This is a genomic window from Nocardiopsis eucommiae (assembly GCF_965344335.1).
Taxonomy (GTDB): Bacteria; Actinomycetota; Actinomycetes; order Streptosporangiales; family Streptosporangiaceae; genus Nocardiopsis; species Nocardiopsis eucommiae.
In genome coordinates this window covers 26,114-51,545 of the sequence record NZ_CBDRIY010000022.1, presented here as the reverse complement: position 1 = coordinate 51,545, position 25,432 = coordinate 26,114, and the positions used below count along the sequence as shown (strand labels likewise).

Below are 25,432 nucleotides of genomic sequence, written 5' to 3'. Positions count from 1 at the left end.
CCGTGCCCTCCGCCTCCCGCGTCGCCCCGGGTCGCGGAGGGTACGGCCCGACCGGGGGCCGACCCGGATACTGGAACCGGGCCCCGCACCCTGCCCCCGCGTACACGACGTATCCGCCCCACCAGCCCCACCGGTCCGGCCGGGCTCCGACGCCACGAGGTTCCTCGCAGATGAAACCGCTCGATCCACGACTGGTGCGCACCGCGGACGCGGTCAGGACCCACCTGGCCGTCACCGTCGTCAGCGGGGTGCTGATCACGGGCCTCATCCTCGCCCAGGCCTGGCTGCTCGCCCGGGTCATCACCGGGGTCTGGGCCGGAGAGGGGCTGGACGCCCTGGGCTGGATGATCGCCTCGGTGGCCGCCGTCGCGGTCGTCCGCGCCCTGCTGTCCTACCTCGCGGAGGCCTCCGCCCTGCACAGCGCCGCCCGCACGAAGTCACAGCTGCGGCGGCGGCTGGTCGCCCACGTGACCGGTTCGGGCAAGGTGTGGCTGGCGGAGGGCGGCGACCGGGAGGACGGGTCGCCCCGGGCCGGGGAACTCGTCACCCTGGCCACCCGGGGCCTGGACGCCCTCGACGAGTACTTCTCCCGCTACCTGCCCCAGCTCGTCCTGGCCTGCATCGTGCCGTTCGCGGTGCTGGCCGTCGTGTTCTGGGCGGACTGGATCTCCGGGATCGTCATCCTGGTGACGCTGCCGCTCATCCCGATCTTCATGGCGCTGATCGGCATGCACACCCAGCAGCGCACCGAACGCCAGTGGCGGCTGCTGAGCCGGTTGGGCGGGCACTTCCTCGACGTGGTGGAGGGGCTGCCGACCCTGGCGGTGTTCCGCCGCGCCAAGGCGCAGGCCGCGATCATCCGGAAGGTCGGGGAGGACCACCGGTCCGCGACCATGGGCACGCTGCGGATCGCGTTCCTCTCGGCCTTCGCCCTGGAGCTCCTGGCGACCCTCGCGGTGGCGCTGGTCGCCGTCGAGGTGGGGCTGCGCCTGCTGGGCGGGCACATGGACTACCAGACCGCCCTGCTGGTCCTGATCCTCGCCCCCGAGGCCTACCTGCCGCTGCGCGAGGTGGGGGCCCGCTTCCACGCGAGCATGGAGGGCGTGGCCGCCGCCGACCAGGTCTTCACCGAGCTGGATCGCAAGCGCGGGTCGCGGTCTCCGGACGGGGGCGGCGAGGAGCGGCCGACCCCAGCTCCAACCGGCGTCCCCTCCCCCGCCGCCTCGGGCGACATCCGGTTCGAGGGGGTGGGGCTGCTGTACCCGGGGCGCGAGGTGCCCGCCCTGTCCGGGCTGGACCTGACCGTCCGGTCCGGGGAGCACCTGCTGCTCACCGGCCCCAGCGGGTCCGGCAAGACCACCCTGCTGTCCCTCCTGCTGCGGCTCGGGGAACCCACCGAGGGGCGGATCAGCGTACGGGCGCCCGGGGGCGAGTGGACCCCGATGGACGACGTACCCCCCGACGACTGGCGGCTCGGCGTCGCCTGGGTCCCCCAGCACCCCTACCTGTTCGACGTGTCCGTCGCGGACAACATCCGGCTGGGCGCGCCCGACGCCGACATGGAGCGGGTGCGGGAGGCGGCCCGGCTGGCCGAGGCCGACACGTTCGTCTCCGCGCTCCCCGAGGGCTACGGGACCCGACTGGGCGAGCGGGGCGCACGTCTGTCCGCCGGGCAGCGGCAGCGGATCGCCCTGGCCCGAGCGCTGTGCCGGGACGCGCCGCTGGTCCTGCTGGACGAGCCCACCGCGCACCTCGACCCCGAGAACGCCAGGGCGGTACGGACCGCCGTGGCCCGCCTGCTGGAGGGACGCACCGCCGTGATCGTCGCGCATGACACCGCATGGGCCGAGTCCGCACTCGGGGCCCGCCTCCGGACCGCCGCGCTTCCCCTGCTCACCCGGGAGGCCCGCCGATGAGCGCCGGGACGGCCCCGCCGGAGGTCGGTGGGCGGGAACGGCGCCGGGACCCGCTGCGCCGGATGATCGGTCTGGCCCGGCCCCGGAGCGCACGGTTCGCGCTGGGCGTGCTGCTCGGCGCCGCCGCCACCGGGTCGGGTGTGGCCCTGCTGGGCGTGGCCGCGTGGATGCTGGCGACCGCCGCCGACCACCCGTCGATCACCGCGCTGAGCGTGGCCGTGGTCGCCACCCGGGCGCTGGGGGTGAGCAAGGGCGTCACCCGCTACCTGGAACGGCTGGTCACCCACGACGCGGCGTTCCGGACCCTGGCCGAGGTGCGGGTCCGGGTGTACGAGCGGTTGGCCCGCACCGAACCGTTCGGCCGGTTCCGCTCCGGCGACCTGGTGTCGCGCCTGGTCAACGACACCGAGGCCACCCTCGACCTGCTGGTGCGCGGCCTCACCCCGCCGTTGGTGTCGGTGGTCACCGGTGGGGCCACGGTGCTGTTCCTGACCGTGGTGTACGTCCCCGGGGGCCTGCTGCTCGCCGCGGGCCTGCTGCTCGCCGGACTCGCGGTGCCGCTGGCCGCCGCTGCGCTGGGGCGCGGCCCCGGACGGCGGGAGGCCCGCGCACGGGGCCGACTCTCCACGACCCTGGTCGACACCCTCCAGGGTGCTCCGGACCTGGTCGCCTACGGGGCCATGGAGCGTCAGGTGGCCCGGGTGAACGAGGCGGACGCCGAGCTCACGCGCGTGGCCCGACGGGACGCGGCCACCCTGGGGCTGAGTGCCGGGGCCACCGCCCTCATCACCGGGCTGACCGTGTGGGGCGCGCTCTTCCTGGGTGTGCTCGCCGTGGAGGAGGGGACGATCGGCCCGACCGCGCTGGCGGTGCTGGTGCTGACGACACTGGCCGCCTTCGAGATCGTCGCCCCGCTGCCCGCCGTCGCGGCCCGGCTGGGTGCGATCCGGGCCAGTGGCGAGCGGCTGTTCGGCGTCCTGGACACGCCTCCCGCGGTCGCGCCGCCCGCGAGGGAGGGCCTGGAGATCGACCCTGACGCCGACGCCACGGTGCGGATCCGCGACCTGCGCGTGCGGTACGGCCCCGAGGAGCCGTGGGCGCTGGACGGGGTGGACCTGGAGATCCCCGCCGGGGAGACGGTTGCGGTGGTCGGTCCGAGCGGCGCGGGCAAGAGCACGCTCGCCTCGGTGCTGCTGCGCTTCCGGGACCCGGACGGCGGTCGTGTGGAGATCGGCGGGGTGGACGTGACCGACTACCCGGCCGACGAGGTCCGCCGGGTGGTGAGCGGGGTCCCCCAGGACCCGCACGTGTTCGCCTCCACGCTCCGGGAGAACCTGCGCCTGGCGAGCCCGGGAGCCGGGGACGAGGAGTTGTGGGCGGCGCTGCGCAGGGTGCGGCTGGCAGGTGAGGTCGAGGCGATGCCCAAGGGCCTGGACACCCAGGTGGGGTCGCACGGCATGGGCCTGAGCGGCGGGATGCGGCAGCGGCTGGCGCTGGCCCGCGCGGTGCTGGCCGCGCCGCGCGTGCTGGTGTTGGACGAGCCGACCGCGCACCTGGACCCGGACACCCGCGACGCGGTGGTGGACGACCTGCTCGACGCCGCCGAGGGGTTCTCGACCCTGCTCATCACCCACGACCTCACCGGGCTGGACCGGGTGGACCGCGTCCACGTGGTCCGCGACGGCCGGGTGATCCAGTCCGGAACGCACGCGGAACTGATGGAGCAACCGGGATGGTACCGCGCCGTAGGCGTCCGTTGAGGGTGGCGGCGGGCGACGGGCGGGCTGGTACCGCGCCGTAGGCGTCCGTTGAGGGTGGTGGCGGGCGACGGGAGGGCGGTACCGCGCCGTAGGCGTCCGTTGAGGGCGGTGGCGGGCGACGGGAGGGCGGTACCGCGCCGTAGGCGTCCGTTGAGAGCGGTGGCGGGCGACGAGTGGAACCGGCCCTTCCGGGGCGCTAGTGTTCGCCCGTGAATCCCGTACGTGAGGTCTTCGGTGGTTTCGGCGTTCTGCTGCGCGGTCTGGCGATCGTGCTCCGTAAACCACGCCTGTTCCTGTTGGGCGCGCTGCCCGCTCTCGTGACGTCCCTGCTGTTCCTGGCGGCGCTGATCACGCTCGCGGTGAACCTGACGGACCTGGTCGCGTGGGCGACGCCGTTCGCCCGTGAGTGGGACACCCTCTGGCAGGGGCTGCTGCGCGGCGCCCTGTCCGTGGGTCTGCTCGCCGGGGCGGTCCTAATCATGGTGGTGGCGTTCACGACCGTCACCCTGACCCTGGGCGCGCCCGTCTACGACCGGATCGCGGAGCTGGTCGAACAGGAGCTGGGCGGGGCGCCCGAGGCACAGGACGAGTCCCTGGCCGCCGGGGTGGCCCGGGCGATCCGGCAGTCCCTGGGAATCGTGCTGGTCTCCCTCGTGGTGACCGTCTGCGCGTTCCTGCTGGGGCTGATCCCGCTGCTCGGCTGGCTGATCGGACCGGTCCTGACCGCCGTGATGGGCGGCTGGCTCCTGTGCATCGAACTGACGGCCAGCGCCTTCGACCGCCGTGGCCTGCTGCTCGTAAGCGACCGGCGCCGCTTCATGGGGACCCGGCGCTGGCGCGCCCTGGGCTTCGCGGTCCCCACCTACTTCCTGCTCGCGATCCCGTTCGTCGCCGTGGCGGTGTTCCCGGCGGCGACCGCCGGCGGGACCATCCTCGCGCGCGAGCTGCTGCCCGAGACGCCCCAGGAGCCGAGCACGTCGCCGGACTCCGACCCGAACCCGCCCGAGACACCGCAGAAGCCCCAGTAGCCACCTCAGGCCTCTGTGGGACCTCGACACACGAGGGGGCGGACGACTCCGGGTCGTCCGCCCCCTCCTCTCGTTCCCGTGCGGTCAGCGCAGGCCGGGGTCACGGCGCAGCGCCGTGGTGATCATGCGCTCGACGAGGGCGGCGTAGTCCAGGCCGGTGGCGCCCCACATCTGCGGGAAGGCCGACGACGGCGTGAAACCGGGCATCGTGTTGAGCTCGTTCACGAGGATCCGACCGTCCTCGGTGTAGAAGAAGTCCACCCGGGCCAGCCCCTCGCAGCCCATGGCCTCGAAGACGTCGGCGGCCATCGCGCGCAGGCGGGCGGTGGCCTCCTCCGGGATCTCGGCGGGGATGGTGAGGCCGCTCGTGGACAGGTACTTGGCCTCGAAGTCGTAGAAGTCGAAACCCTCGGCCACGTGCACCTCGGCGGGGAACGAGACGTCGGGGGTGCCGCCGTCCTCGGACTCCAGCACCCCGCACTCGATCTCGCGGCCGATGACCTGCGCCTCGACCAGCACCTTGGGGTCGTGCTCGCGGGCGGCCTCGACGGCGGCGACCACGGCGTCGGTGTCCGAGGAGTCCCGCACCTTGCTGATGCCGACGCTGCTCCCGGCGCGGGCGGGCTTGACGAACACCGTCCGGCCCAGCTCCGCGACGTCGTCCAGGACCTTCTTGCGCTCGGTCCGCCAGGTGCGCTCGGTGATCGCCACGTAGTCGCTGGTGGGGATGGAGTTGCCGACCAGCAGGGCCTTCATGAAGACCTTGTCCATGGCGGCGGCGCTGGAGAACACCCCGGCGCCCGCGTAGCGCACGCCCATCATCTCGAAGAGGCCCTGGATGGTGCCGTCCTCACCGAAGGGGCCGTGCAGCAGCGGCAGGACCACGTCGACCTCGGCCAGCCGCCGCGTGCCCTGGTCGGGGCTGACGGTCATGAGCTGGCCCGCCGTGTCGAAGGGCAGGGCGATGTCCGTGCCCTCCTCCGAGACGGTCGGCAGGGCCTTGGTCGCCGCGTCGATGCGCAGGCTCTCGGGATCGCCCGAGGTCAGGACCCAGTTGCCGGTGGGCGTGATCCCCACCGGGACGACCTCGTATCGGTCCTGGTCGATCACGGACAGGACGCTGCCCGCCGTGACGCAGGAGATCTCGTGCTCGGAACTACGACCGCCGAAGACGACGGCGACCCGAATCTTGCGCTGCTCGGACGACATGCTGCCTGACCCTATCTCGCCTGCTGATGAATCCGGTACGGGTGAAAAGCGCCCGTGTGTCACTTTCCCCCGTCGAGAGCCGCGAGGGCGTCCTCGATGAGGTCCCGGGGGTCCTCCAGGCCGATGGAGAACCGGACCGCGCCCGGGGAGACACCGGCGGCGGTCAGCTCGGCCTCGCTCATGTTCCGGTGCGAGGTCGACGCCACGTGCCCCGCCAGCGTGTGCGTGCCGCCGAGCGAGGCCGCGATGGTGGCCAGCTCCAGGCGGTCCGCGAAGGCCATGCCCTCGTCCCGGCCGCCGCGCGGGTGCACGGTGACCACGGCCCCGTGGCGGCCCTCGTCGAAGAGCTTGCCCGCGAGCTCGTGCCCGGGGTGCGAGGGCAGCGACGGGTGGTCGACCCGCTCCACCAGGGGGTGCCCCTCCAGGGCCCGGGCGAAGGCCGCGGCGGTCGCGCACTGGCGCTCGACCCGCAGCGGCAGGGTCTCCAGCCCCCGGTGCAGCAGGTAGGCCTCGTCCGGGGCCAGGCACGGCCCGAGGTCGATCCGGGCGGCGCGGACGCGGTCGATCAGGGCGGGGGCGGCCACGGCCACGCCGCCGGTGGTGTCGCTGTGCCCGCCCAGGTACTTGGTGGCCGAGTGCACGACGACGTCCGCGCCGAACTCCAGCGGGCGGCAGACCGCCGGGGAGGCGAACGTGGAGTCCACCACCAGGGCGGCGCCCGCCGCACGCGCGATCCGCGCCAGGCCGGGCAGGTCGGAGACGGTCATGGCCGGGTTGGACAGGGTCTCGGTGAACACCACCCGGGTCTCGGGGGTGACCGCCGCGGCCACGGCGTCGAGGTCGGTGACGTCCACGAAGTCCGTGCGCACGCCGAACCGGCGCATCAGCCGGTCCAGCAGCGAGTAGGTGTTGCCGTAGATCGAGCGGGAGGCCACCACGTGAGCCCCTGCCTCGGTGAGGGCGAGCAGCACGGTGCTGAGGGCCGCCATGCCGGAGGCGAAGGCCTGGCCGCGCACCCGGTCCGGGAGCCCCGCGCCCTCCAGCGCCGCGACCGCGTCCGCGAAGGCGTCCACGGTGGGGCTGTCGATGCGGGCGTAGGAGTAGCCGTCACGCGTACCGGCCAGCACGTCCGCGAACCCCTGCGAGGTGTCGAACGCGTAGGTGGTGGCGCGGTGGACGGGCATCCGCATGGGGCGTTCGGTGGGGACGGGGGCCTCCGGGGCCCGTACCGCCCGCGTGTGCTCCCCCGCGCTCCCGGAACCGGGTGTGTGTGTCATCGTGCTCGCTCTCAGACCCCGTAGCGCTCCGGCTTGGTGCTGCGTGACATGAACGCCAGCAGCGCCTGGGCCGGACTCATGTCGTGGTGCATCATCTTGACGACGGCCTCGGTGATGGGCATGTCGACCCCGTGGGTCCACCCGAGTTCGAGGATGGACTCGGAGGACTTGACCCCCTCCGCCGTCTGCTTCGTCTCCGCGACGACCTGTTCGAGGGTCTTGCCCGCGCCCAGTTTCTCACCGAAGGTCCGGTTCCGCGACAGCGGGGACGAGCATGTCGCCACCAGGTCGCCCATCCCGGCCAGACCGGACAGGGTGTGCTCGTCCGCGCCGAGCGTGACCGCGAGCCGGGTGGTCTCGGCCAGGCCCCGCGTGATCAGCGAGGCCTTGGTGTTGTCACCGAACCCCATGCCCTCCGCGACGCCGACCGCCAGGCCGATCACGTTCTTCATCGCGCCGCCGATCTCCACGCCCACCAGGTCGGTGCTGGTGTAGGGGCGGAAGTACGCGGACTTGAAAAGCCCCTGGAGGTGGACGGCGGTCTCCTCGTGCGGGCAGGCCACCACGGCGGTGGCGGGCTGGCGCTCGATGATCTCCCGGGCCAGGTTGGGGCCGGACACGACCGCGATCCGCTCCCGGGGCAGACCCAGGACCTCACCGACGACCTGGCTCATCCGCATGAGGGTGCCGAGCTCGACGCCCTTCATGAGGCTGACGACCACCGCGTCCTCCGCGATGTGCCCGCGCCAGGAGGCGAGGTTCTCCCGCAGGGTCTGCGAGGGGACGGCCAGCACCACGACCCGGGCGCCGGTGAGCGCCTCGGCCGGGTCCGTGGTGGCGCGCAGCCCCCCGTTGAGCGTGACCCCCGGGAAGTAGTCCGGGTTCTCCGAGGACTCGTTGACCGCGTCGACCACCTCGGCCCGGCGGCCCCACAGGACCACCTCGGCCACGGGGCCCTCGCCGTTCTTGCGCGCCAGGTCGGCCGCGTCCGCGACGATGTTGGCGAACGTGGTCCCCCAGGACCCGCTGCCCAGAACCGCGACCTTCACGTTCTCAGCGCTCATCTGGTCGCTCATGCCCCCGTGCTGTTCTTCCCGTTGTCGGTGTCGGCGCCCGCGTCCTCGGCGCCCACGGTGTCGTTCCCGGCCTCCTCGCGCTCCGCGCGCCGGGCCTCGGCCTCCTGCTGGCGGGCCTTCCGGTAGTCGAAGGGCTCGGCGGGCGGCTGCTCACCGCGGATGCCCGCCTGGAGGGCGGTGATGTCGGCCATGATCGCCCGGGTGGCGCCGTCGAGGACGGTCGCGGTGAGCGGCTGGTCCCGGAACTCGGACAGGTCCACCGGCGGACCGGCGCTGAACTGGATGCGCTTGCGCGGGGGCAGCAGACGGGGCTTCTTCTCGCCGTAGGGCAGGATCTCCTGCTCACCCCAGTGCGCGACCGGGACGACCGGGACACCCGTGGTCAGGGCCAGCCGGGCCACGCCGTTCTTGGCGGTCATCGGCCACAGCTCGGGGTCGCGGGTGCAGGTGCCCTCCGGGTAGAAGATCACCGACGAACCGTCCTGGACCAGCGCCTTCTCCGCCTCACCCAGTGCCTTGACCGCGTCGGCGCTGCCGCGCTTGATCGGGATCTGGCCGGTGCTCCTGGCCACCGAGCGGACCACGGGGATCTTCATGACCCCGTCCTTCATGGTGAAGGTCGGCCAGCGGCGGGCACCGATGTAGAGGAAGTGCGCGACGGTCAGGGGGTCGGTCACCGACAGGTGGTTGGCGGCGATGATCACCCCGCCCTGGGCGGGCACGTTCTCGGTGCCCTTCCACTCGGGCTTGGTCACGAACCACAGGACGAACCGGACGATGCGGGACACGACCCACTTGACCCATCGCGATTCTCGTTGCTTGGCCACGGGGGACTCCTCACTTCTCGCTCCCGGCCCGGTCCGGACCACGGAAGCTCAACCGACTCAGTCTAGGACGTGTACCGAAGTTCCGGGTGACGCCGTCTCCGGCCCGGACGGACACACCCAGGGCGCCCGCGCCGCGCCGTACCCCGAAGGCCTACCCTCGTCACTGTCGTGGCCGTATCGACGTCCCGGGGGAAGCGTGACCGGCTTTGGAGAGCGTGACGGGGCCTCGCACCTCGGGGCGCGCTGGTCCCTGATCGTTCCAGTGAAGCACCTCGGTCGCGCCAAGACACGACTGGCCCGGGCCGCCGGGGACCTGCGGGAGGAACTCGCGCTCGCGATCGCCTGCGACACGGTGGCCGCCGCACTGGCGTGCGCGGCGACGGCGGCGGTGTTCGCCGTCACCGAGGACCCGCGTGCGCGCGCCGAACTGACGGAGCTGGGCGCGGCGGTGGTCGGCGGCGAGCCGGGCGGAGGTCTCAACCCCGCCCTGGAGCACGGGGCGCGGGTCGCCGCGGCCGGGTTCCCGGGGTTCGGCGTGTGCGCGCTCTCGGCCGACCTGCCCGCGCTGCGCCCGGAGGAGCTGGAGCGGGTCCTGACAGCCGCCTCGACCCACGGACGGTCGTTCCTGGCGGACACGCCCGGAGCGGGGACCACCCTGCTGGCCGCGGCGCCCGGCGGTCGACTGGCCCCGGCCTTCGAGGGGGCCTCACGCGCGCGTCACCTGGCCGGTGGAGCTCGGGAGCTGCTGATCCCCGACGTGGCGTCGGTCCGGCGGGACGTGGACACCCCTGAGGACCTGGCGGCCGTCGCGGAGATGGGCGTGGGCCCCCGGACGAGCGCGCTGCTGGAGCGTCTCCCGACCGGTCACGCGGACCGGACGCACGGGCGGGCCCGGTCCTGAGGCCGACGCCGGGACGCAGGGACCGCCCACGGGCGGCGACGACGTGCCCGGACCGGCCCCGGACAGCACTCCGCCCGGGCCCCTCGTGGGAACCCGGGCGGGTGCGTCCTGACCGCCTGGCGGCGGTGAGGGCTACTTCTTGTCGCCGTTGACGAGCGCCTTGAAGTCAGCGCCAGCGCGGAACTTCGGAACGAAGCTCGCGGGGACGTTGATCGTGGCGCCAGTGGCGGGGTTGCGCGCGGTACGAGCCGCACGCTCGGACTTCTCGAAAACGCCGAAGCCCGTGATGGCGACCTTGTCGCCCGACGCCACGGTGGCCTGAATGGTCTCAAGCACAGCGTTGACCGCTTCGGTCGCGGTCTTCTTGTCTCCGAGACGGTCGGAGATCGCGTCGATCAGGTCACGCTTGTTCATAAGGTTCCTCCGGTTCCCCCTTGCTCGCACGAAATTAGGGGAAGCAGAGGCCCTTACACAAATACAAACGCCCACGGGCAAGGCGTGTCGGGCCCCTTCCGACCTGCGAGGTCACCCTGCGCGACGGTGGGGAAGCATGGGGCGGGGGTGGTGAACCAGCCCCTTTTGCCCCCTTCTGTGGTCCTCAAAAGCCTACGTATAACCGGATTCCGGGCTCCGGCCACGCCGCGCTTAAGGACACAAAGACCGTAAGCGAGCGCTCACGTCAAGTAAAGGTAAAATTATTCGGGACCGGGGGTGCGCTGAGTCACAGCGACCCCCGATCCCGTGTCGGAGCGGCGTTCCGGAGCTAGAGCGTGACCGGCTTCCAGGGCTCCCTCGTGGTCTCGAACGCGCCGATCTCGTCCGTGTGACGGAGCGTCAGCGCGATGTCGTCCAGACCCTCCAGCAGACGCCAGCGGGTGTAGTCGTCGAGCTCGAACGGCTCCCGCACGTCCGCCCCCGGAGCGCGCACCTCGCGGGCGACGAGGTCCACGGTCACCTCGGTGGCGGGGTCGGCCTCGACGGCCGCCCACAGCCGGTCGATGACCTCCTGCGGCAGCAGGACGGTCAGCAGGCCGCCCTTGAGCGAGTTGCCCCGGAAGATGTCCGCGAAGCGCGAGGACAGCACGGCCCTGAAGCCGTAGTCCTGGAGCGCCCACACGGCGTGCTCACGGGAGGAACCGGTACCGAAGTCCGGCCCGGCCACCAGGACGGACGCGCCCTCGTACTCGGGACGGTTGAGCACGAAGTCCGGGTCGGACTTGCGCCACTCGGCGAACAGGCCGTCCTCGAACCCCGTGCGGCTGACCCGCTTGAGGTAGACGGCGGGGATGATCTGGTCGGTGTCGACGTTGCTGGAGCGCAGCGGGACGGCCCGACCGGTGTGGACGTCGAACTTCTCCATGGGAGGACTCTCCTGACGGGGTCGGGGACTACTGCGGGTCCAGGTCGGCGGGCGAGGACAGGGTGCCGCGCACGGCGGTGGCGGCGGCGACCTGCGGCGACACGAGGTGGGTGCGACCGCCCCGGCCCTGGCGCCCCTCGAAGTTGCGGTTGGAGGTGGAGGCGCTGCGCTCGCCCGGCTTGAGCTGGTCCGGGTTCATGCCGAGGCACATCGAGCAGCCCGCCTCGCGCCACTCGGCGCCCGCGTCGAGGAAGACCTGCCCCAGGCCCTCCTCGTTGGCCTGCTCCTTGACCCGCATGGAACCGGGCACCACGAGCATCCGGACGCCGTCCGCGACCCTGCGTCCGCGCACGATCTCGGCGGCCGCCCGCAGGTCCTCGATCCGGCCGTTGGTGCACGAGCCGAGGAAGACGGTGTCCACCCGCACCTCGCGCATCGGCGTCCCCGGCGCGAGGTCCATGTACCTGAGGGCCTTCTCGGCGGAGGCGCGCGCGGAGGGGTCCTCGTAGGACGCGGGGTCGGGCACCTCGGCGTCCAGCGGCACGCCCTGACCCGGGTTGGTGCCCCAGGTGACGAACGGGCTGAGCTCGTCGGCGTCCAGGACCACCTCGGCGTCGAACTCGGCACCCTCGTCGGTGCGCAGGCTCTTCCAGTGCTCGACGGCGGCGTCGAAGTCCGCGCCCTGAGGAGCGTGCGGGCGGCCCTGGACGTAGTCGAAGGTGGTCTGGTCCGGGGCGATCATCCCGGCGCGGGCGCCCGCCTCGATGGACATGTTGCACACCGTCATGCGGGCCTCCATGGACAGGGCCTCGATGGCCTCGCCCCGGTACTCGATGACGTAGCCCTGGCCGCCCCCGGTGCCGATCTTCGCGATCACGGCGAGGATGATGTCCTTGGCGGACACCCCGGGCCGGAGCGTGCCGTTGACGGTGACGGCCATGGTCCGGAACGGCTGCATGGGCAGGGTCTGGGTGGCCAGGACGTGCTCGACCTGGCTGGTGCCGATACCGAAGGCCAGGGCGCCGAACGCGCCGTGGGTGCTGGTGTGGCTGTCTCCGCAGACCACGGTCATGCCGGGCTGGGTGAGGCCGAGCTGGGGGCCGACCACGTGCACCACGCCCTGGTCGATGTCGCCCATGGGGTGCAGGCGCACACCGAAGTCGGAGCAGTTCTTGCGCAGGGTCTCGACCTGCTTGCGGGAGACCGGGTCCGCGATGGGGGCCAGGAGGTCCATCGTCGGGACGTTGTGGTCCTCGGTGGCGATGGTCAGGTCCGGGCGGCGCACGCCGCGACCCGCCAGGCGCAGGCCCTCGAAGGCCTGCGGACTGGTCACCTCGTGGACGAGGTGGAGGTCGATGTAGAGCAGGTCCGGCTCGCCGTCGGCACGCCGGACGACGTGCTCCTCCCAGACCTTCTCGGCCATCGTGCGTGCCATGGGCGATCGCCCCTCTCGTGTGTCGCGTCTCGTGCTCGCCTCGTCACGGGGTGCTTCGCCAGGGCCGCGGGCCTCGCGCACGGATGTGCGGCCGACTTGCATTCCATATTTCGAGACGGCAATATCAAGCCATGGACAACTCTAGCTCATCCAGCGGTGTCGGTGTCCTGGACAAGACGATGTCCGTCCTCGACGCCCTGGAGTCGGGGCCCGCGTCGCTGGCCCAGCTGGTCCAGATCACCGGTCTGGCCCGCCCCACCGCCCACCGTCTCGCCGTCGCCCTGGAACGGCACCGCATGGTCACCAGGGACAGCCAGGGCAGGTTCGTGCTCGGGCCGCGCCTGGGAGAGCTGTCGATCGCCACCGGCGAGGACCGCCTGCTCGCCGTGGCCGCGCCCGTCCTGGTCCAGCTGCGCGACCTGACCGGCGAGAGCGCCCAGCTCTACCGCCGCCAGGGCGACCTGCGCGTGTGCGTGGCAGCCTCCGAACGCAGCAGCGGCCTGCGCGACACCGTCCCGGTCGGCAGCGAACTGCCCATGAACGCCGGTTCGGCCGCCCAGGTACTGCTGGCCTGGGAGGACTCCGACCGCATCCGCCGCTCGCTCGTGGGCGCCCGCTTCACCGCCGCCAGCCTCGCCCAGGTACGGCGCCGCCGCTGGGCCCAGAGCGTCGCGGAACGCGAGCAGGGCGTGGCCTCGGTCTCCGCTCCGGTGTCCGGCCCGGGCGGCCGCGTGATCGGGGCGGTGTCCGTCTCCGGTCCCATAGAGCGTCTGACCCGCTCCCCCGGCCGCATCCACTCGCAGGCCGTGGTGTCCGCCGCCGAGAAGATCAGCGAGTCACTGCACACCTACGAGGGCTCGCACTAGGCGCCCGACCACCACACCACCCCGGACCCGCACACCCCCTCCCCCACAGGAACGCGCACTGGCCGCGTCCGCCGAACCCGGCGGGCGCGGCCTCCGTCGTCCCCGGGGCGCCTCCGCGAGGGGCTCCGAAAGAGCGGCCCCGCCTCTGGACTCTTATTGACACTCTGTCTAACATGACGGAATGTCTCACAAGAACGTGACCGGGAACACAGACACCCGGGCCGAGCTCGACGCCTTCCGTGAGCTGCAACAGCTCGCCTACCAGGCCGCCAGCGACGTGGCGGCCACCCTCGAACCCGGTGTGACCGAACGCGAGGCCGCCCGGCGCGTCCGTGAACACCTGGAGGCGCGCGGCGTCCAGGACTGGTTCCACACCCCCTTCGCCTGGTTCGGGGACCGCACCGCCTTCCGGAACTTCCGCGTGCCGCTCCAGTTCTTCCCCACCGGACGTCGGTTGGAGGAGGGCATGCCCTTCATCCTCGACTGCGCCCCCGTCCGGGACGGCTACGTCGCGGACATCGGCTACTCCGGTTACCTGGGTGAGAACGCCCTGCACGACCTCCTCATGGACGACCTGCGCGCGCACCGGGACCTGATCGTGGAGCGGGTCGGGGCGGGCGACACCCTCCAGGACGTGTACCGCGCCGTGGACGCCCTCATCCGCGAACAGGGCCACGACAACCGGCACCGGGTCTACCCCGGCCGCGTCATCGCGCACCGGGTGGGCAGGGTCAGGTCCCGGCTGCCCCGGGCGATCGTCGCGGGGTTCGGCGTCCGCTCCCTCCAGACCCTGGTCGGGGACCTCGTCGTCGAACGCCTGCACCACCGCTCACCCCTGTGGGCGGACGGCGACGTCTCCGCGCACCCCGCCACCCCCGGCCTGTGGGCGGTCGAGCCCCACATCGGCTTCCGCGACATCGGGGTGAAGTTCGAGGAGATCCTCGTCGTCGCCGAGGACGGCGCCCACTGGCTCGACGACGACCTGCCGCACGTCCGCCGCTGGGCCCGGACGGCCCCCGCCACCGCCGCGACCAGCCAGGAGACCGCGACCGTATGAGCACCCGCCCGCAGCACCGCGTCACCGCCACCGACGGCCAGCGCCTGGCCGTCTACTCCGCCGGGGACCCCGCCCGCCCCACCCTCGTCCTGGTCCACGGCTACCCGGACAACGCCACCGTCTGGGACGCCCTCGTCCACGACCTGGCCGCCGACCACCACGTCGTCACCTACGACGTCCGGGGCGCCGGGCGCTCCACCGCCCCCGACGACCGCTCCGGCTACCTGCTGGACCAGCTCGCGGACGACCTGCGCGCCGTGGTCGACTCCGTCAGCCCGGACCACCCCGTGCACGTGGTCGCGCACGACTGGGGCTCCATCCAGGCCTGGCACGCGGTCACCGAGCCCGAGCACTCCCCCCGCTTCGCGTCCTTCACCTCGATCTCCGGCCCCGACCTCGACCACGCGGGCCACTGGCTCCGAAAGGCCCCGGACGGGGTCCGCACCGTGCTGCGCCAGGCCGTGCGCTCCAGTTACATCGGGTTCTTCGGCACCCTCGGGCTGCCCGAGGCCGCCTGGCTCAGCGGGATCGGCGGCCTGGCCCTGGCCGGTCTGGAACGCGTCGGCGGCGGCCCCCGCGTGCCCGCCCGACGCGCCACCCGCGACTACCTCAACGGGCTGGCCCTGTACCGCGCCAACATGCTCCGCCGCTTCACCCGCCCCACCGAACGCCGCACCAGCGTGCCGGTGCAGGCCCTGGCCCCCACCCACGACGCGTTCATGGTCGACCAGCTCCAGTCCAACGCCGGGCGCTGGGTGGACGACTTCCGGTTCCACCGCTTCCAGGGCGGGCACTGGTCGGTCCGCTCCCGGCCCGCCCCCGTCGCCCGCCGCGTCCGCGCGTTCGTGGCCGAGATCGAGTCCGGGGCGCCCCGCCCGGTCCGCAACCTCACCGCCCAGCAGGCCCGCCGTCACGGGGGCGCGTTCGCCGGTCAGGTCGCCGTGATCACCGGGGCGGGCAGCGGTATCGGACGCTGTCTCGCCTTCGAGCTGGCCGAGCGCGGGGCGCGGATCGTCGCGGTCGACGTCAACGGGCCCGCCGCCGAACGGACCGCCGCGCTCTGTTCCCTGGTCACACCCGGCTCCGCGGCCCAGCGCGTGGACGTCACCGACGCCGCCGCCATGCACGCGCTCGCCGCGTGGGTGCGTGACGAGTACGGGGTGCCCGACATGGTGGTGAACAACGCCGGGATCGGTGTGGCCGGCCCCTTCCTGGAGGCCAGCACGGAGGACCTCGAACGGGTCGTGGACACCAACCTGTGGGGCGTGATCCACGGCGTCCGCGCCTTCGCGCCGATGATGGTGGAGGGCGGAGGCGGGGGCCGGATCGTCAACACGGCCTCGGCCGCCTCCTACCTGCCCTCACGCCTGTACGGCGCCTACTCGGCCACCAAGGCGGCGGTCCTCGGCCTGAGCCGTTCCCTGCGCGGTGAGCTCGCGGGCCGGGGGGTGTCCGTCACGGCGGTCTGCCCGGGCCTGATCGACACCGGGATCATCTCCAGCGCCCGCCTCTCCGGCATGGGCGAGGTGTCCCGGGCCAAGGAGCGGCTCAACCGGCTGTACCGGCTGCGCGGCTACACCCCGGAGAGGGCGGCGCGACGGATCGCGGACGCCGTCGAGTCCGACCCGGAGATCGTCCCGGTCACCAGTGAGGCCCACATCGGCCTGGCCCTGTCCCGGCTCTCCCCGGCCGCCCTGCGCGCGTACGCCCGGCTGGCGCCGCCGTCCTGAGTCGCTCCCGCCCCTCACTCCGACCCCTCGCCCCCTCGACTCGCCACGGAGGCCGACCATGAGCGGTGACGACGCGCTCGCGTCCACCACACCCGCACGGACCGGCGTGGACGAGCCCGACCGGCTCGTCCTGCACGCCCGCGACGTCCAGTTCGACTGGAGCGCACTGGACCTGCACTGGATCCCCGGCGAACCCTTCGCCACCCACGTCATCAACGTCCTCCACCTGCTGCTGCCGGAGGGGGAACGCTGGTTCGTCGAGGTCTTCAAGCAGGCCGTCCCGCACATCACCGACGACGAGCTCCGCGAGCAGGTCCTCGGCTTCATCGGCCAGGAGGCCGTGCACGCCGAGGCCCACGCGGGCGTCCTCGACCACATGGACGCGCACGGGCTGGACCCGCGCCCCTACGTGGAACAGATCGCCTGGATGTTCCGGGTCGTGCTCGGGGACCGCGACCTGACCGGCGACCGCGAGTTCGCCTGGCTGCGGACCCGGCTCGCGGTGATCGCCGGGATCGAGCACTACACCGCCGTCCTGGGCCAGTGGGTGCTGGACGCCCGCGCGCTGGACGAGGTGGGCACCGACCCCACCATGCTGGACCTGCTGCGCTGGCACGGCGCGGAGGAGGTGGAGCACCGCGCCGTCGCCCACGACCTCTACGCGCACCTGGACGGCGGCTATCCGCGCCGCGCCCTGGCCATGGGGGTGGCCGCCTTCGCCCTGGCCGCGCTGTGGGTGCGCGGGGTCCGGTTCCTGGTCGCCAACGACCCCTATCTCCGGGGCCGGATCGGGGGACGCGCGCCGAAGGCCTCCTGGGCCCTGCGGGACGGTCGGCGCGGCCTGATCCCGCACCTGGGCCGGCTGGCCCGCGCCATCCCCGAGTACCTCCGCCGCAGGTACCACCCCTCGCACTACGGCTCCACCAGCCAGGCCGTCGCCTACCTGGCGGTCTCCCCCGCCGCCCGGGCCGCGGACGCCGCGGAGCGGGAGGCGGCACGCGGGGAGGGGTCCCGGTGACGGGCGCAACCCCTCGGGACGCGGACGGCCCGGACCGGGGCGACCGGCGGATCGCGCACAGCGCCGAGTCCTACGCGGACCCGCGCACCCCGGTGTCGCTGTTCGGGCGGTCCGAGCGCCCGGACCGGTTCATGCTGACCCTGGAGCGCCTGGCCTCGCGGATCGAACCGGTCACCTCGCGCTGGCGGCCCGGCCGTCCTCCGCCGCCGCCCGCCGGGGACCTTCCGGTGCGGGTCGCCCGGGTGGAGCGCCCCGCCCCGGACGTCGTGGCCCTCACGCTGGTCCCCGTCCGCCCCGGCACGACGCTGCCGCGCTGGCAGCCGGGCCACCACGTGGACGTGGTGCTCGGGGACGGCGTCGTGCGGCAGTACTCCCTGTGCGGCGACCCGGAGGACCGCTCCTCCTACCGGATCGCGGTGCGACGGATCGAGGACGGCAGGGGTTCGGGCCTGGCGCACGCGCTCACCGAGGGGGACGCGCTCGCGCTGAGCGGGCCGCGCAACGCCTTCCCGTTCACCCGGGCCCAGCGGTACCTCTTCGTGGCGGGCGGGATCGGGATCACCCCGATCCTGCCGATGGTCCGGGCGGCGCACGCCGCCGACCGACCGTTCCGGTTCGTCTACACCGGCCGGAGCAGGGAGAGCATGCCCTTCCTGGACCAGATCCCCGCACCGTCCGGGAACGCGGACGTGGCGGTGCGCCCCGACGACGAACACGGTGGCCCCGACGCCGACGCGCTCCTGGCCGGGATCACCCCGGGCACCGCCGTGTACGTGTGCGGACCGGCCCCGCTGATCGACGCGCTGCGGTGCCGGGTGCCCCCGGGCACCCCGTTCTTCTCCGAACGCTTCTCGCCCCCGCCCGTCGTGGACGGCCGCCGCTTCGAGGTGCGCCTGGGCCGCTCCGGGCCGGTGCTCACCGTGTCGGAGGACGAGTCCGCGCTGGACACGGTGCTCAGGGCCCGCCCGGAGACCGCCTACTCGTGCCGCCAGGGCTTCTGCGGCACCTGCCGGGTGGGGCTGCTGTCCGGGACGCCCGACGACCGGGACCGGCCCACCGGCGGCTCCCCTCGCGGCGCGGGGTTCGCCCTGTGCGTCTCCCGCGCGGAGGAGGGCGAGCGGCTGGTGCTGGACCTGTGAGGGGGTCCCGGGGGCGGTAGTTTCGAGGAGGACCCCGACGGCGGGGGCGCGGCGAGGGTTCGGGAGGTAGCGGCAGCGGTGGTGTCCCACAGGACCGACCGTCACCAGGCGCGGGTGACGGGTTCGGCGGGCCCGGTCCACGGACCGGGGACCCGGCGGCGGCCACGTCGCATGGCGCCGCACGAACGCCGGGCGGACCTGATCCGGACGGCGCTGCGCGTGTTCGCGCGGCGCCCGCCCGGTGACGTCACCCCGGAGGAGATCGCCGAGGAGGCCGACGTCTCCCGGGCCCTGGTGTACCGGTACTTCCCCAACATGGCCGAGCTGCGCAGGGCCGCGCTGGAACAGGCCATGTCCGAGCTCATGTCGCGGCTGGCGCCGCCCGAGGACCTGCCGCCGGCGGAGCAGCTGCGGGCGGCGCTGCGCACCTTCGTCGACTTCGCGGACTCCTACGCCCCGTCCTACGCCGCCCTGCTCAACGGGGGATCGGTGATCTCCACGGAGGAGACCGAGGCCCAGATCGACCGTGTCCGCGACGGCGTGCGCGCGCTGATCCTGGAGCGGGTCGGCGTCACGGACCCCTCACCCCTGCTGCTGTTGGCACTGCGCTGCTGGGTGTCGGCGGTGGAGACCGCGGTGATGTCCTGGCTGCGGGAACGCCAGATGTCCCGTGACGAGCTCGCGGACTGGCTCCTCGACCAGCTCACCGCCATGCTGCTCGCCGCCGGGGGCCCCGGGGAGGAACGGGAGCTCCTGGCCGCCCACACGGGCTGAGCGCCGACGGCGGCCCGGCCGTCACCGCCGGAAACGACGGAAGGCCCCATCCAGTGGATGGAGCCTTCTCCGTTGGTACCCCCGAGCGGATTCGAACCGCCGTTACCGCCTTGAGAGGGCGGCGTCCTAGGCCACTAGACGACGGGGGCCTACGCGGTCGCGCGGACCGCTGGTCCGCGTGAACCGTAACTCTACGATACCCGCGCGAACCGGACACCGGTGACAAGCACCGGCCAACAGGAAGGATCCACGGGGTGGAGACTTCCTGCCGTTGGTACCCCCGAGCGGATTCGAACCGCCGTTACCGCCTTGAGAGGGCGGCGTCCTAGGCCACTAGACGACGGGGGCGCACCTTGGGTCACTGACCCTGTGCCGACCACGGCGAACCGTGATCATGCGCTGGCCTACCAGGACTCGAACCTAGACTAACTGAACCAGAATCAGTCGTGCTGCCGATTACACCATAGGCCAATGCTTTCGGAGGACCCGGTCGCTCTCGCTTCCCTGTCCCCCTTGGCGACGTGTTAACTCTAGCGGACATTCGGAGTGCTCGCGAACCGGAAACGGGGTGGCCGGTCTGTGGCCCCGACCACCCCGGCGGTCAGCTCCCGGCGGCGGCCTTCTCCTCGGCGCGCAGGCGTTCCAGGGCTGCCTCCAGGCGTGCCTGGACCCGCTCACGGCCCAGCAGTTCCAGGGACTCGAACAGCGGCAGACCCACCGTGCGACCCGTGACGGCCACACGCACCGGGGCCTGGGCCTTGCCCAGCTTCAGGCCGAGCGACGTCCCGGTCTCCTCCGTGGCGTCCTTGAGGGCCTCGGCCGTCCACTCCAGCCCGGGGTCGGCGTAGCGCGCCAGGGCGGCCTCCACCATCTCCTTGCCGATGCCCGGCTTCATCGCCTTCTTCCAGCTCTTCTCGTCCTCGGCGGGCTCCCTGAGGAACAGGAAGTCCACGTTGGGGACGATCTCGCTGAGCACCGCCACGCGGCTCTGGGCCAGCGGGGCGACGGCGGCGAAGACCTCGGGGTCGTAGTCGGCGGCGTCCCAGGGGGTGCCCTCGCCGGTGAGCCAGGGCTGGCAGCGCTCGACGAACGCGTCGACGTCCAGCGCGCGGATGTACTCGCCGTTGAACGCGCGCAGCTTCTTCTCGTCGAAGAACGCGCTGGAGCTGTTGACGTCCTGGACGCGGAAGAGCGGCATCATCTCCGACCACGGCATGATCTCGCGGTCCTCACCCGGTGCCCAACCCAGCAGCATCAGGTAGTTGACCATCGCCTCGGCCAGGTAGCCCTCCTCCTGGTAGGACTCCAGGGCGACCTTGTCGCGGCGCTTGGACAGCTTCTTGCGCTGTTCGTTGACGATGACGGGAAGGTGCGCCCACACCGGCGGGGTCAGGTCCAGCGCCTCCCAGAGCAGCTGCTGCTTGGGGGTGTTGGACAGGTGCTCCTCGCCTCGGATGACGTGCGTGATTCGCATCTCGACATCGTCGAGGACGTTGGCCAGCACGAACAGCGGGGAGCCGTCGGCGCGGGCGATCACGAAGTCCTCGATGGCGGCGTGGTCGAACTCCACGTCGCCACGGATCTGGTCGCGGACGACCGTGGGGCCGCCCTCGGGCACGCGGAAGCGCAGCGCCCGGCCGGGGCCCGGCTCCAGACCCCGGTCGCGGCAGAAGCCGTCGTAGCCCAGGTTCGGGTTGTCGCGGCGCTCCTGCACCTGCTCGCGGGTGCAGTCGCAGTAGTAGGCGCGGCCGGAGCGGTACAGCTCCTGCGCGGTCTCGCGGTGTTTCTCGACGTAGGCCGACTGGAAGTAGGGCCCCTCGAAGTGCGGGTCGCTCTCGTCGATGCCGATCCAGGACATCGCGCGGATGATGCCGTCGGTCCACTCGGGACGGTTGCGGGCGGCGTCGGTGTCCTCGATGCGCAGGACCATGCGGCCCTCGGGCTGCTGCTGGGCCAGGGCCCAGTTGAACAGGGCGGAGCGCGCACCGCCGACGTGGAACATGCCCGTGGGGGACGGGGCGAAGCGGGTACGAATCGGAGTCTCAGTCACGGTTCCGAGGATATCGGTGGCCCGGGATGACCTGTGGGAAGTCCCGGAGAGGGCGACGGGACGGGACGGAGTCGCCGAGACGCCGGTCAGGGCCGGATCGGCAGCGGCCGGGCGTGTGCGGGGCCCAGACCGAACTCGCGGGAGAGGGCGTCGGCGAACCCGGCGGCGATCTTGATCTCACCGTCGTCGTTGGGGTGGGTGCCGTCGTAGGTGTCCGTGTAGGGGTCCCAGGACTCCGCCGCCGCCAGGTCGAAGCTGGCCACCGGCGACTCCTCCGTGGACAGGTCGGCGGCCACCGAGCGGACGAGTTCGTTGTACACGTACACGCGCAGCGCGAAGCCCTGGTCCTGGTCCGCGAGGGTGATGGGCAGCGCCTCGGCGAAGAGGACGCGGATCTCCGGGTTGGCCTCGCGGGCCGCGTTGACGTAGGAGCTCAGCCGCTGCTCCATGTCCTCGGCGGTGATGGGGTGCAGCAGGTCGTTGATGCCGATCATCACGCACAGCACGTCCGGCCGGTGGGCGGCGACGTCGGCCTCGATGGTGGTGAGGGCGTCGGCCAGGGTGCGCCCCCAGCGGGCGTTGTGGTCCTGGTCGAAGTCCGGGTCGCGGTAGGTGACGCCGTCCTCGGCGTCGGAGGGGTCGGGGAGGCCCGGAAACTCGGAGGGCTCTGGCCGTGCCGTGGGGGCGCGGTCCTCCACCGGCCGGTCCTCGGGGCTCCCGAGGAGGCCGCCCTGTCCGCCACCGGACTCGACCTCTCCCTCGCCCCCCGGCTCGACCTCTCCTCCCGATTCGGCCTGCCCGTCGCCGCCGAAGAGCTCGGGCGGGATGATCTGCTCGGGTGTGGCGGGCTGGGAGTAGGGACCGACGAAGTCCAGGTTCCCCACGTGCGGCTCGAGGTGGTTCCACAGGTGGAAGCGCCAGGTCCGGTCGCCGCCCGCGCCGTGGGTCATGGAGTCCCCGGCGAGCATCACGCGCACCCGTGACCGGTCCTCCAGCCAGGCACCCCTGTCGGCCTCCTCCACGGAGTCGGGGGCGCCCAGGCCGGGCCGGGTGACCAGCCACAGGGCGGAGCCCACCAGCGCCAGGACCAGGGTGAGGACCCCGGCGAGGATCGCGGGGCGGCCGAGGCCGGGCCGTCGTGCCAGTCGAGGTGCCAAGGGGTTCGGACCTTCCGCTCGGTGGGTCGGTGGGCGCCTCCGCGCGCGGGCCAGTGGCGCGCCCGCGCGCGGAGGGACGGGATCAGTCCCGGGTGACCACCCTGTTGGTGATGGTGCCCAGGCGCTCCACGGTGACGGCGACTTCCTGGCCGACCTCGACCGGGCCCACTCCGGCGGGGGTGCCGGTCAGGACCACGTCGCCCGGAAGGAGCGTCATGAAGGAGGTGACGTAGGAGATGATGCCCGGAATGTCGTGGATGAACTGTGACGTACGTCCATCCTGGCGGACCTCACCGTCCACGGTCGTGGTGACCGCGAGGTCCTGGGCCTCCTCGATGCTCAGGCCCGTGGTGATCCACGGCCCGATCGGGCAGAAGGAGTCGAATCCCTTGGCCCGCGTCCACTGCTTGTCGGTCTTCTGGAGGTCGCGGGCGGTGACGTCGTTGGCCACCGTGTACCCGAAGATGACGTCCTTGGCGCGCTCGCGCGGCACCTCGCGACAGGGGCGGGAGATGACGATGGCCAGTTCTCCCTCGTAGCTGACCCACTCCGAGACCGAGGGGTAGAACACGGGGTCGTACGGTCCGGTGACGGCGGTGGACGGCTTCAGGAAGACCACCGGTTCGTCGGTGGACTCCCCCGTGACCTCCTGCATCTCCGCCACGTGGTCGGCGTAGTTCTTGCCGATACACACCACCTTGGTGGGCAGGACCGGCGACAGCAGGCGCACGTCGGAGAGCCTGGCCCGCTCACCCGTCAGTTTGATGTCCCCCAGCAGAGGGTGTCCCGTCAGCCGGGCCACGAACTCCTCTCCGCTGTCCGTGTCCGTCTCGACCAGGCCGAACCCGACCTCGTCACCGGCCGCGAACCGTGCGATACGCACCTGATGCCTCCCAGCAGCCCTCTTGCTCGTTCTTGCCGTTTGCAGCGTAGCGGCGCCCGACGCGACGGCGCCCGGTACGTCCGGGTGTGCGGAGCCCGAGGCGAACACCGAGAGTGACGAGTTGTTCACGATAAGGCGGAGGCAATCGCCCGAAGGCGTGACACACCCACCCTTCGCGGAACGCGACCTGGCCCTCCTCGGGGGCGAACTCTGGCATGCTGGGATCGTGGTCCGAAGCCCTCGGGAACCGTCGTTCCGGAGGTCGGCGACACCACCGGTGTGCGTGGCGACTCCGTTCGGGCCACCGCGGCACTCGTCCGTCCGTGTGGGGGCGTCTCCACCGACCGTGCTGGTCGGAGCGGTCCCACGACCGCCGGGCGGTGGGAGGCCACGCACCCCCGCCGAGGTTCCGGCGGCACCACAGTCCACTGTCGAGAGGTTGAGCCTCGTGCCCGCTTCCGCTCCTCGAGCCAAGCACCGCCGACGCCGCCGTTACCCCATGGGACTGGCCCTCGGGCTGTGCCTGGTCTCGGGGGCGTCCGCCGTGCTGATGGTCAGCGTGCCCGAGCCCGGATCCGAGCTCGACTCCCCCGAGGAGACCTCCGCCACGGGCCCCGTGGGCGACGGCGTACCCGAGGACGGCGCCCGCCGGCACCCCGGTTCCGAGGACGCCGGATCCGACGCGACGGACCCCTCCCCCAGCGCGTCACCGACCGACGAGGACGACCTCCCCCTCCTGCTGCGCTCGGTGGTGGAGGAGGTCGACACCGCCGACGGCGATCTCAAGGTGATGAAGGGCGAGGGCGACGTCATGGGTGAGGGCCCCCTCACCACCTTCGCCGTGGAGGTGGAGAAGGGCCTGCCCGGCCGCAACGGGGACTTCGTGGACGCCGTCGAGGAGATCCTCGGAGATCCCCGCAGTTGGGGCAACGACGGGGACCGCTCCCTCCAGCGGGTGGACGGCGACGACGCGGACATCCGGGTGCTGCTGGCCGCGCCGGACACGGTGGACCGCCTGTGCGCGCCGCTGAACACCAACGGGTACGTGTCCTGCGCCAACGGCAACCGCGCCATCATCAACCAGAACCGCTGGGTGTCGGGTGTCGAGGACTTCGGTGACGACCTGGAGACCTACCGGATCTACCTGATCAACCACGAGGTGGGCCACACCCTCGGCCACGGGCACGTCGACTGCCCCGGCGAGGGGGAGCTCGCCCCCGTCATGCAGCAGCAGACGCTGGGTCTCCAGGGCTGCGAGGCCAACGGCTGGGTGCACCCCTAGATCGTGTTCCGCGGATCGTTCCGCTCCCGGGGGACCTGGCTGGTTCTCCGGACACGGAGGCGCCGCACCGTGTTCCATGGGGGTGGCCCCACCGACCGGGGCCGTACGTCGCCCGCCACGGGGCCCGCGCCCCGTGCGGGGGTCCGCCCGCGCCGCGTCGGGCGAGAGAGTGAGGCCGTATGTGTGACTGCCGCGCAGCCCGAGGCGGGACCGTCGATCCCGGGGTGACCAGACGCTCCGTGTTCGGTGTCGCCGGGGGCGGGGCCCTGGCCGGGGTGTTGACCGCCTGCGGCGGATCCGAGGACGGCGGGGACGGTGACGGCCCCGACGAGCAGGGACCGGACACCGGCCAGGAGGGCGCGGACGCCCCGATCGCCACCACCGAGGAGATCCCCGTGGGCGAGGGGGCCGTCCTCAGCGAGCACGAGGTGGTCGTCACCCAGCCCGAGGAGGGTGTCTTCCGCGCCTTCTCCACCGCCTGCACACACGAGGGCTGCCCGGTCGACCAGGTCGTCGACGGACAGATCCTGTGCCCCTGCCACGGCAGCCGCTTCTCGGTCGAGGACGGCTCCCCGACCGAGGGACCGGCGCGGAGCCCCCTGGAGGAGGTCGCGATCAGGGTCGACGGCGACTCGATCGTCCTCGCCTGAGCAACCACGGGAGGGGCCGTGGTGGTGTCACCACCAC

The 25,432-nt window shown here is 72.6% G+C and carries 22 protein-coding genes and 3 tRNA genes; 12 read left to right on the top strand and 13 right to left on the bottom strand.

Annotated elements, in window-relative coordinates; genetic code table 11:
- Positions 1-170 precede the first annotated feature (170 nt).
- The 3 genes from cydD (at position 171) to ACRWK8_RS15820 (ending at position 4,704) form a co-directional block, all read left to right on the top strand.
- The gene (cydD, locus tag ACRWK8_RS15830; protein WP_378740939.1) at positions 171-1,916 is read left to right on the top strand and encodes a thiol reductant ABC exporter subunit CydD; all 1,746 of its coding nucleotides are present in this window, start codon (positions 171-173) and stop codon (positions 1,914-1,916) included.
- Entirely contained in the window at positions 1,913-3,676 is a 1,764-nt protein-coding gene (gene cydC, locus ACRWK8_RS15825) for a thiol reductant ABC exporter subunit CydC (RefSeq protein WP_431871166.1), read from the top strand. Before cydD ends, cydC begins: the two co-directional genes overlap by 4 nt.
- Positions 3,677-3,885: 209 nt before the next feature.
- Positions 3,886-4,704, top strand: a complete 819-nt coding sequence (locus ACRWK8_RS15820) for an EI24 domain-containing protein (RefSeq protein ID WP_431871164.1) — start codon at positions 3,886-3,888, stop codon at positions 4,702-4,704.
- A gap of 84 nt (positions 4,705-4,788) precedes the next feature.
- On the opposite strand, the gene ACRWK8_RS15815 is transcribed toward ACRWK8_RS15820, so the two are convergent.
- Genes ACRWK8_RS15815 through ACRWK8_RS15800 form a run of 4 tightly spaced genes read right to left on the bottom strand, consistent with a single transcriptional unit; the run spans position 4,789 to position 9,093 of the window.
- Entirely contained in the window at positions 4,789-5,913 is a 1,125-nt protein-coding gene (locus ACRWK8_RS15815; RefSeq protein WP_378740946.1) for a D-alanine--D-alanine ligase family protein, read from the bottom strand.
- A 59-nt stretch (positions 5,914-5,972) separates the two neighbouring features.
- Positions 5,973-7,190 (bottom strand): trans-sulfuration enzyme family protein, encoded by a 1,218-nt coding sequence (locus tag ACRWK8_RS15810; protein ID WP_378740948.1) that lies wholly within the window; start codon positions 7,188-7,190, stop codon positions 5,973-5,975.
- 11 nt (positions 7,191-7,201) lie between these two features.
- Complete coding sequence (locus ACRWK8_RS15805) at positions 7,202-8,266, bottom strand: NAD(P)H-dependent glycerol-3-phosphate dehydrogenase (protein WP_378740950.1); 1,065 nt, start codon at positions 8,264-8,266, stop codon at positions 7,202-7,204.
- Positions 8,263-9,093 carry a lysophospholipid acyltransferase family protein gene (locus ACRWK8_RS15800; protein WP_431871161.1) on the bottom strand — a complete coding sequence of 277 codons (831 nt, stop codon included), beginning with the start codon at positions 9,091-9,093 and terminating at the stop codon, positions 8,263-8,265. Before ACRWK8_RS15800 ends, ACRWK8_RS15805 begins: the two co-directional genes overlap by 4 nt.
- Positions 9,094-9,289: 196 nt before the next feature.
- On the opposite strand from ACRWK8_RS15800, the gene cofC reads away from it, so the two are divergent.
- On the top strand, positions 9,290-9,994 hold the full coding sequence (gene cofC / locus ACRWK8_RS15795; RefSeq protein WP_378740954.1) for a 2-phospho-L-lactate guanylyltransferase: 705 nt from the start codon (positions 9,290-9,292) through the stop codon (positions 9,992-9,994).
- Between the two features lie 132 nt (positions 9,995-10,126).
- Here the strand turns inward: cofC and ACRWK8_RS15790 are convergent, their stop codons facing one another.
- The 3 genes from ACRWK8_RS15790 to leuC form a co-directional block, all read right to left on the bottom strand.
- The gene (locus ACRWK8_RS15790; protein WP_014910144.1) at positions 10,127-10,408 is read right to left on the bottom strand and encodes an HU family DNA-binding protein; all 282 of its coding nucleotides are present in this window, start codon (positions 10,406-10,408) and stop codon (positions 10,127-10,129) included.
- A gap of 349 nt (positions 10,409-10,757) precedes the next feature.
- A complete protein-coding gene (gene leuD, locus ACRWK8_RS15785) occupies positions 10,758-11,354 on the bottom strand; it encodes a 3-isopropylmalate dehydratase small subunit (protein WP_378740956.1) in 597 nt (198 codons plus the stop codon).
- A gap of 28 nt (positions 11,355-11,382) precedes the next feature.
- Positions 11,383-12,789 (bottom strand): 3-isopropylmalate dehydratase large subunit, encoded by a 1,407-nt coding sequence (leuC, locus tag ACRWK8_RS15780; RefSeq protein ID WP_378740958.1) that lies wholly within the window; start codon positions 12,787-12,789, stop codon positions 11,383-11,385.
- 179 nt (positions 12,790-12,968) lie between these two features.
- Here leuC and ACRWK8_RS15775 point away from each other — a divergent pair, with 179 nt between their 5' ends.
- The 6 genes from ACRWK8_RS15775 (at position 12,969) to ACRWK8_RS15750 (ending at position 19,373) form a co-directional block, all read left to right on the top strand.
- Positions 12,969-13,655, top strand: a complete 687-nt coding sequence (locus tag ACRWK8_RS15775; RefSeq protein WP_281387326.1) for an IclR family transcriptional regulator — start codon at positions 12,969-12,971, stop codon at positions 13,653-13,655.
- Between the two features lie 181 nt (positions 13,656-13,836).
- On the top strand, positions 13,837-14,712 hold the full coding sequence (locus ACRWK8_RS15770) for a M24 family metallopeptidase (protein ID WP_431871158.1): 876 nt from the start codon (positions 13,837-13,839) through the stop codon (positions 14,710-14,712).
- On the top strand, positions 14,709-16,442 hold the full coding sequence (locus tag ACRWK8_RS15765; protein WP_431871156.1) for an SDR family oxidoreductase: 1,734 nt from the start codon (positions 14,709-14,711) through the stop codon (positions 16,440-16,442). Before ACRWK8_RS15770 ends, ACRWK8_RS15765 begins: the two co-directional genes overlap by 4 nt.
- A gap of 58 nt (positions 16,443-16,500) precedes the next feature.
- Entirely contained in the window at positions 16,501-17,460 is a 960-nt protein-coding gene (locus tag ACRWK8_RS15760; RefSeq protein ID WP_431871154.1) for a metal-dependent hydrolase, read from the top strand.
- 131 nt (positions 17,461-17,591) lie between these two features.
- Positions 17,592-18,599: a PDR/VanB family oxidoreductase gene (locus ACRWK8_RS15755; protein ID WP_431871207.1), complete on the top strand. Its 1,008-nt coding sequence runs from the start codon at positions 17,592-17,594 to the stop codon at positions 18,597-18,599.
- Between the two features lie 171 nt (positions 18,600-18,770).
- On the top strand, positions 18,771-19,373 hold the full coding sequence (locus tag ACRWK8_RS15750; protein ID WP_378740966.1) for a TetR/AcrR family transcriptional regulator: 603 nt from the start codon (positions 18,771-18,773) through the stop codon (positions 19,371-19,373).
- A 73-nt stretch (positions 19,374-19,446) separates the two neighbouring features.
- On the opposite strand, the gene ACRWK8_RS15745 is transcribed toward ACRWK8_RS15750, so the two are convergent.
- The 6 genes from ACRWK8_RS15745 to ACRWK8_RS15720 all read right to left on the bottom strand — a co-directional run bounded on the left by ACRWK8_RS15745 (position 19,447) and on the right by ACRWK8_RS15720 (position 23,463).
- Positions 19,447-19,522 (bottom strand) — tRNA-Glu (locus ACRWK8_RS15745).
- A 123-nt stretch (positions 19,523-19,645) separates the two neighbouring features.
- A tRNA-Glu gene (locus ACRWK8_RS15740) sits at positions 19,646-19,721 on the bottom strand.
- 51 nt (positions 19,722-19,772) lie between these two features.
- Positions 19,773-19,844 (bottom strand) — tRNA-Gln (locus ACRWK8_RS15735).
- 130 nt (positions 19,845-19,974) lie between these two features.
- Positions 19,975-21,423 carry a glutamate--tRNA ligase gene (gene gltX / locus ACRWK8_RS15730; RefSeq protein ID WP_378740968.1) on the bottom strand — a complete coding sequence of 483 codons (1,449 nt, stop codon included), beginning with the start codon at positions 21,421-21,423 and terminating at the stop codon, positions 19,975-19,977.
- 86 nt (positions 21,424-21,509) lie between these two features.
- Complete coding sequence (locus tag ACRWK8_RS15725) at positions 21,510-22,580, bottom strand: SGNH/GDSL hydrolase family protein (RefSeq protein WP_431871152.1); 1,071 nt, start codon at positions 22,578-22,580, stop codon at positions 21,510-21,512.
- A gap of 82 nt (positions 22,581-22,662) precedes the next feature.
- Positions 22,663-23,463, bottom strand: a complete 801-nt coding sequence (locus ACRWK8_RS15720) for a fumarylacetoacetate hydrolase family protein (RefSeq protein ID WP_378740973.1) — start codon at positions 23,461-23,463, stop codon at positions 22,663-22,665.
- Positions 23,464-23,962: 499 nt separating this feature from the next.
- Here ACRWK8_RS15720 and ACRWK8_RS15715 point away from each other — a divergent pair, with 499 nt between their 5' ends.
- Together ACRWK8_RS15715 and ACRWK8_RS15710 are read left to right on the top strand one after the other, a co-directional pair.
- Positions 23,963-24,745: a DUF3152 domain-containing protein gene (locus ACRWK8_RS15715; RefSeq protein WP_378740975.1), complete on the top strand. Its 783-nt coding sequence runs from the start codon at positions 23,963-23,965 to the stop codon at positions 24,743-24,745.
- 224 nt (positions 24,746-24,969) lie between these two features.
- Positions 24,970-25,395, top strand: a complete 426-nt coding sequence (locus tag ACRWK8_RS15710) for a Rieske (2Fe-2S) protein (protein WP_378740977.1) — start codon at positions 24,970-24,972, stop codon at positions 25,393-25,395.
- Positions 25,396-25,432: the final 37 nt, after the last annotated feature.

Coding starts and splice junctions, on each gene's coding strand:
- cydD (WP_378740939.1), top strand. CDS start 171: ATGAAACCGCTCGATCCACGACTGGTGCGCACCGCGGACGCGGTCAGG.
- cydC (WP_431871166.1), top strand. CDS start 1,913: ATGAGCGCCGGGACGGCCCCGCCGGAGGTCGGTGGGCGGGAACGGCGC.
- ACRWK8_RS15815 (WP_378740946.1), bottom strand. CDS start 5,913: ATGTCGTCCGAGCAGCGCAAGATTCGGGTCGCCGTCGTCTTCGGCGGT.
- ACRWK8_RS15810 (WP_378740948.1), bottom strand. CDS start 7,190: ATGACACACACACCCGGTTCCGGGAGCGCGGGGGAGCACACGCGGGCG.
- ACRWK8_RS15805 (WP_378740950.1), bottom strand. CDS start 8,266: ATGAGCGACCAGATGAGCGCTGAGAACGTGAAGGTCGCGGTTCTGGGC.
- ACRWK8_RS15790 (WP_014910144.1), bottom strand. CDS start 10,408: ATGAACAAGCGTGACCTGATCGACGCGATCTCCGACCGTCTCGGAGAC.
- leuD (WP_378740956.1), bottom strand. CDS start 11,354: ATGGAGAAGTTCGACGTCCACACCGGTCGGGCCGTCCCGCTGCGCTCC.
- leuC (WP_378740958.1), bottom strand. CDS start 12,789: ATGGCACGCACGATGGCCGAGAAGGTCTGGGAGGAGCACGTCGTCCGG.
- ACRWK8_RS15775 (WP_281387326.1), top strand. CDS start 12,969: ATGTCCGTCCTCGACGCCCTGGAGTCGGGGCCCGCGTCGCTGGCCCAG.
- ACRWK8_RS15770 (WP_431871158.1), top strand. CDS start 13,837: ATGTCTCACAAGAACGTGACCGGGAACACAGACACCCGGGCCGAGCTC.
- ACRWK8_RS15765 (WP_431871156.1), top strand. CDS start 14,709: ATGAGCACCCGCCCGCAGCACCGCGTCACCGCCACCGACGGCCAGCGC.
- ACRWK8_RS15760 (WP_431871154.1), top strand. CDS start 16,501: ATGAGCGGTGACGACGCGCTCGCGTCCACCACACCCGCACGGACCGGC.
- ACRWK8_RS15755 (WP_431871207.1), top strand. CDS start 17,592: ATGCTGACCCTGGAGCGCCTGGCCTCGCGGATCGAACCGGTCACCTCG.
- ACRWK8_RS15750 (WP_378740966.1), top strand. CDS start 18,771: ATGGCGCCGCACGAACGCCGGGCGGACCTGATCCGGACGGCGCTGCGC.
- ACRWK8_RS15715 (WP_378740975.1), top strand. CDS start 23,963: ATGGGACTGGCCCTCGGGCTGTGCCTGGTCTCGGGGGCGTCCGCCGTG.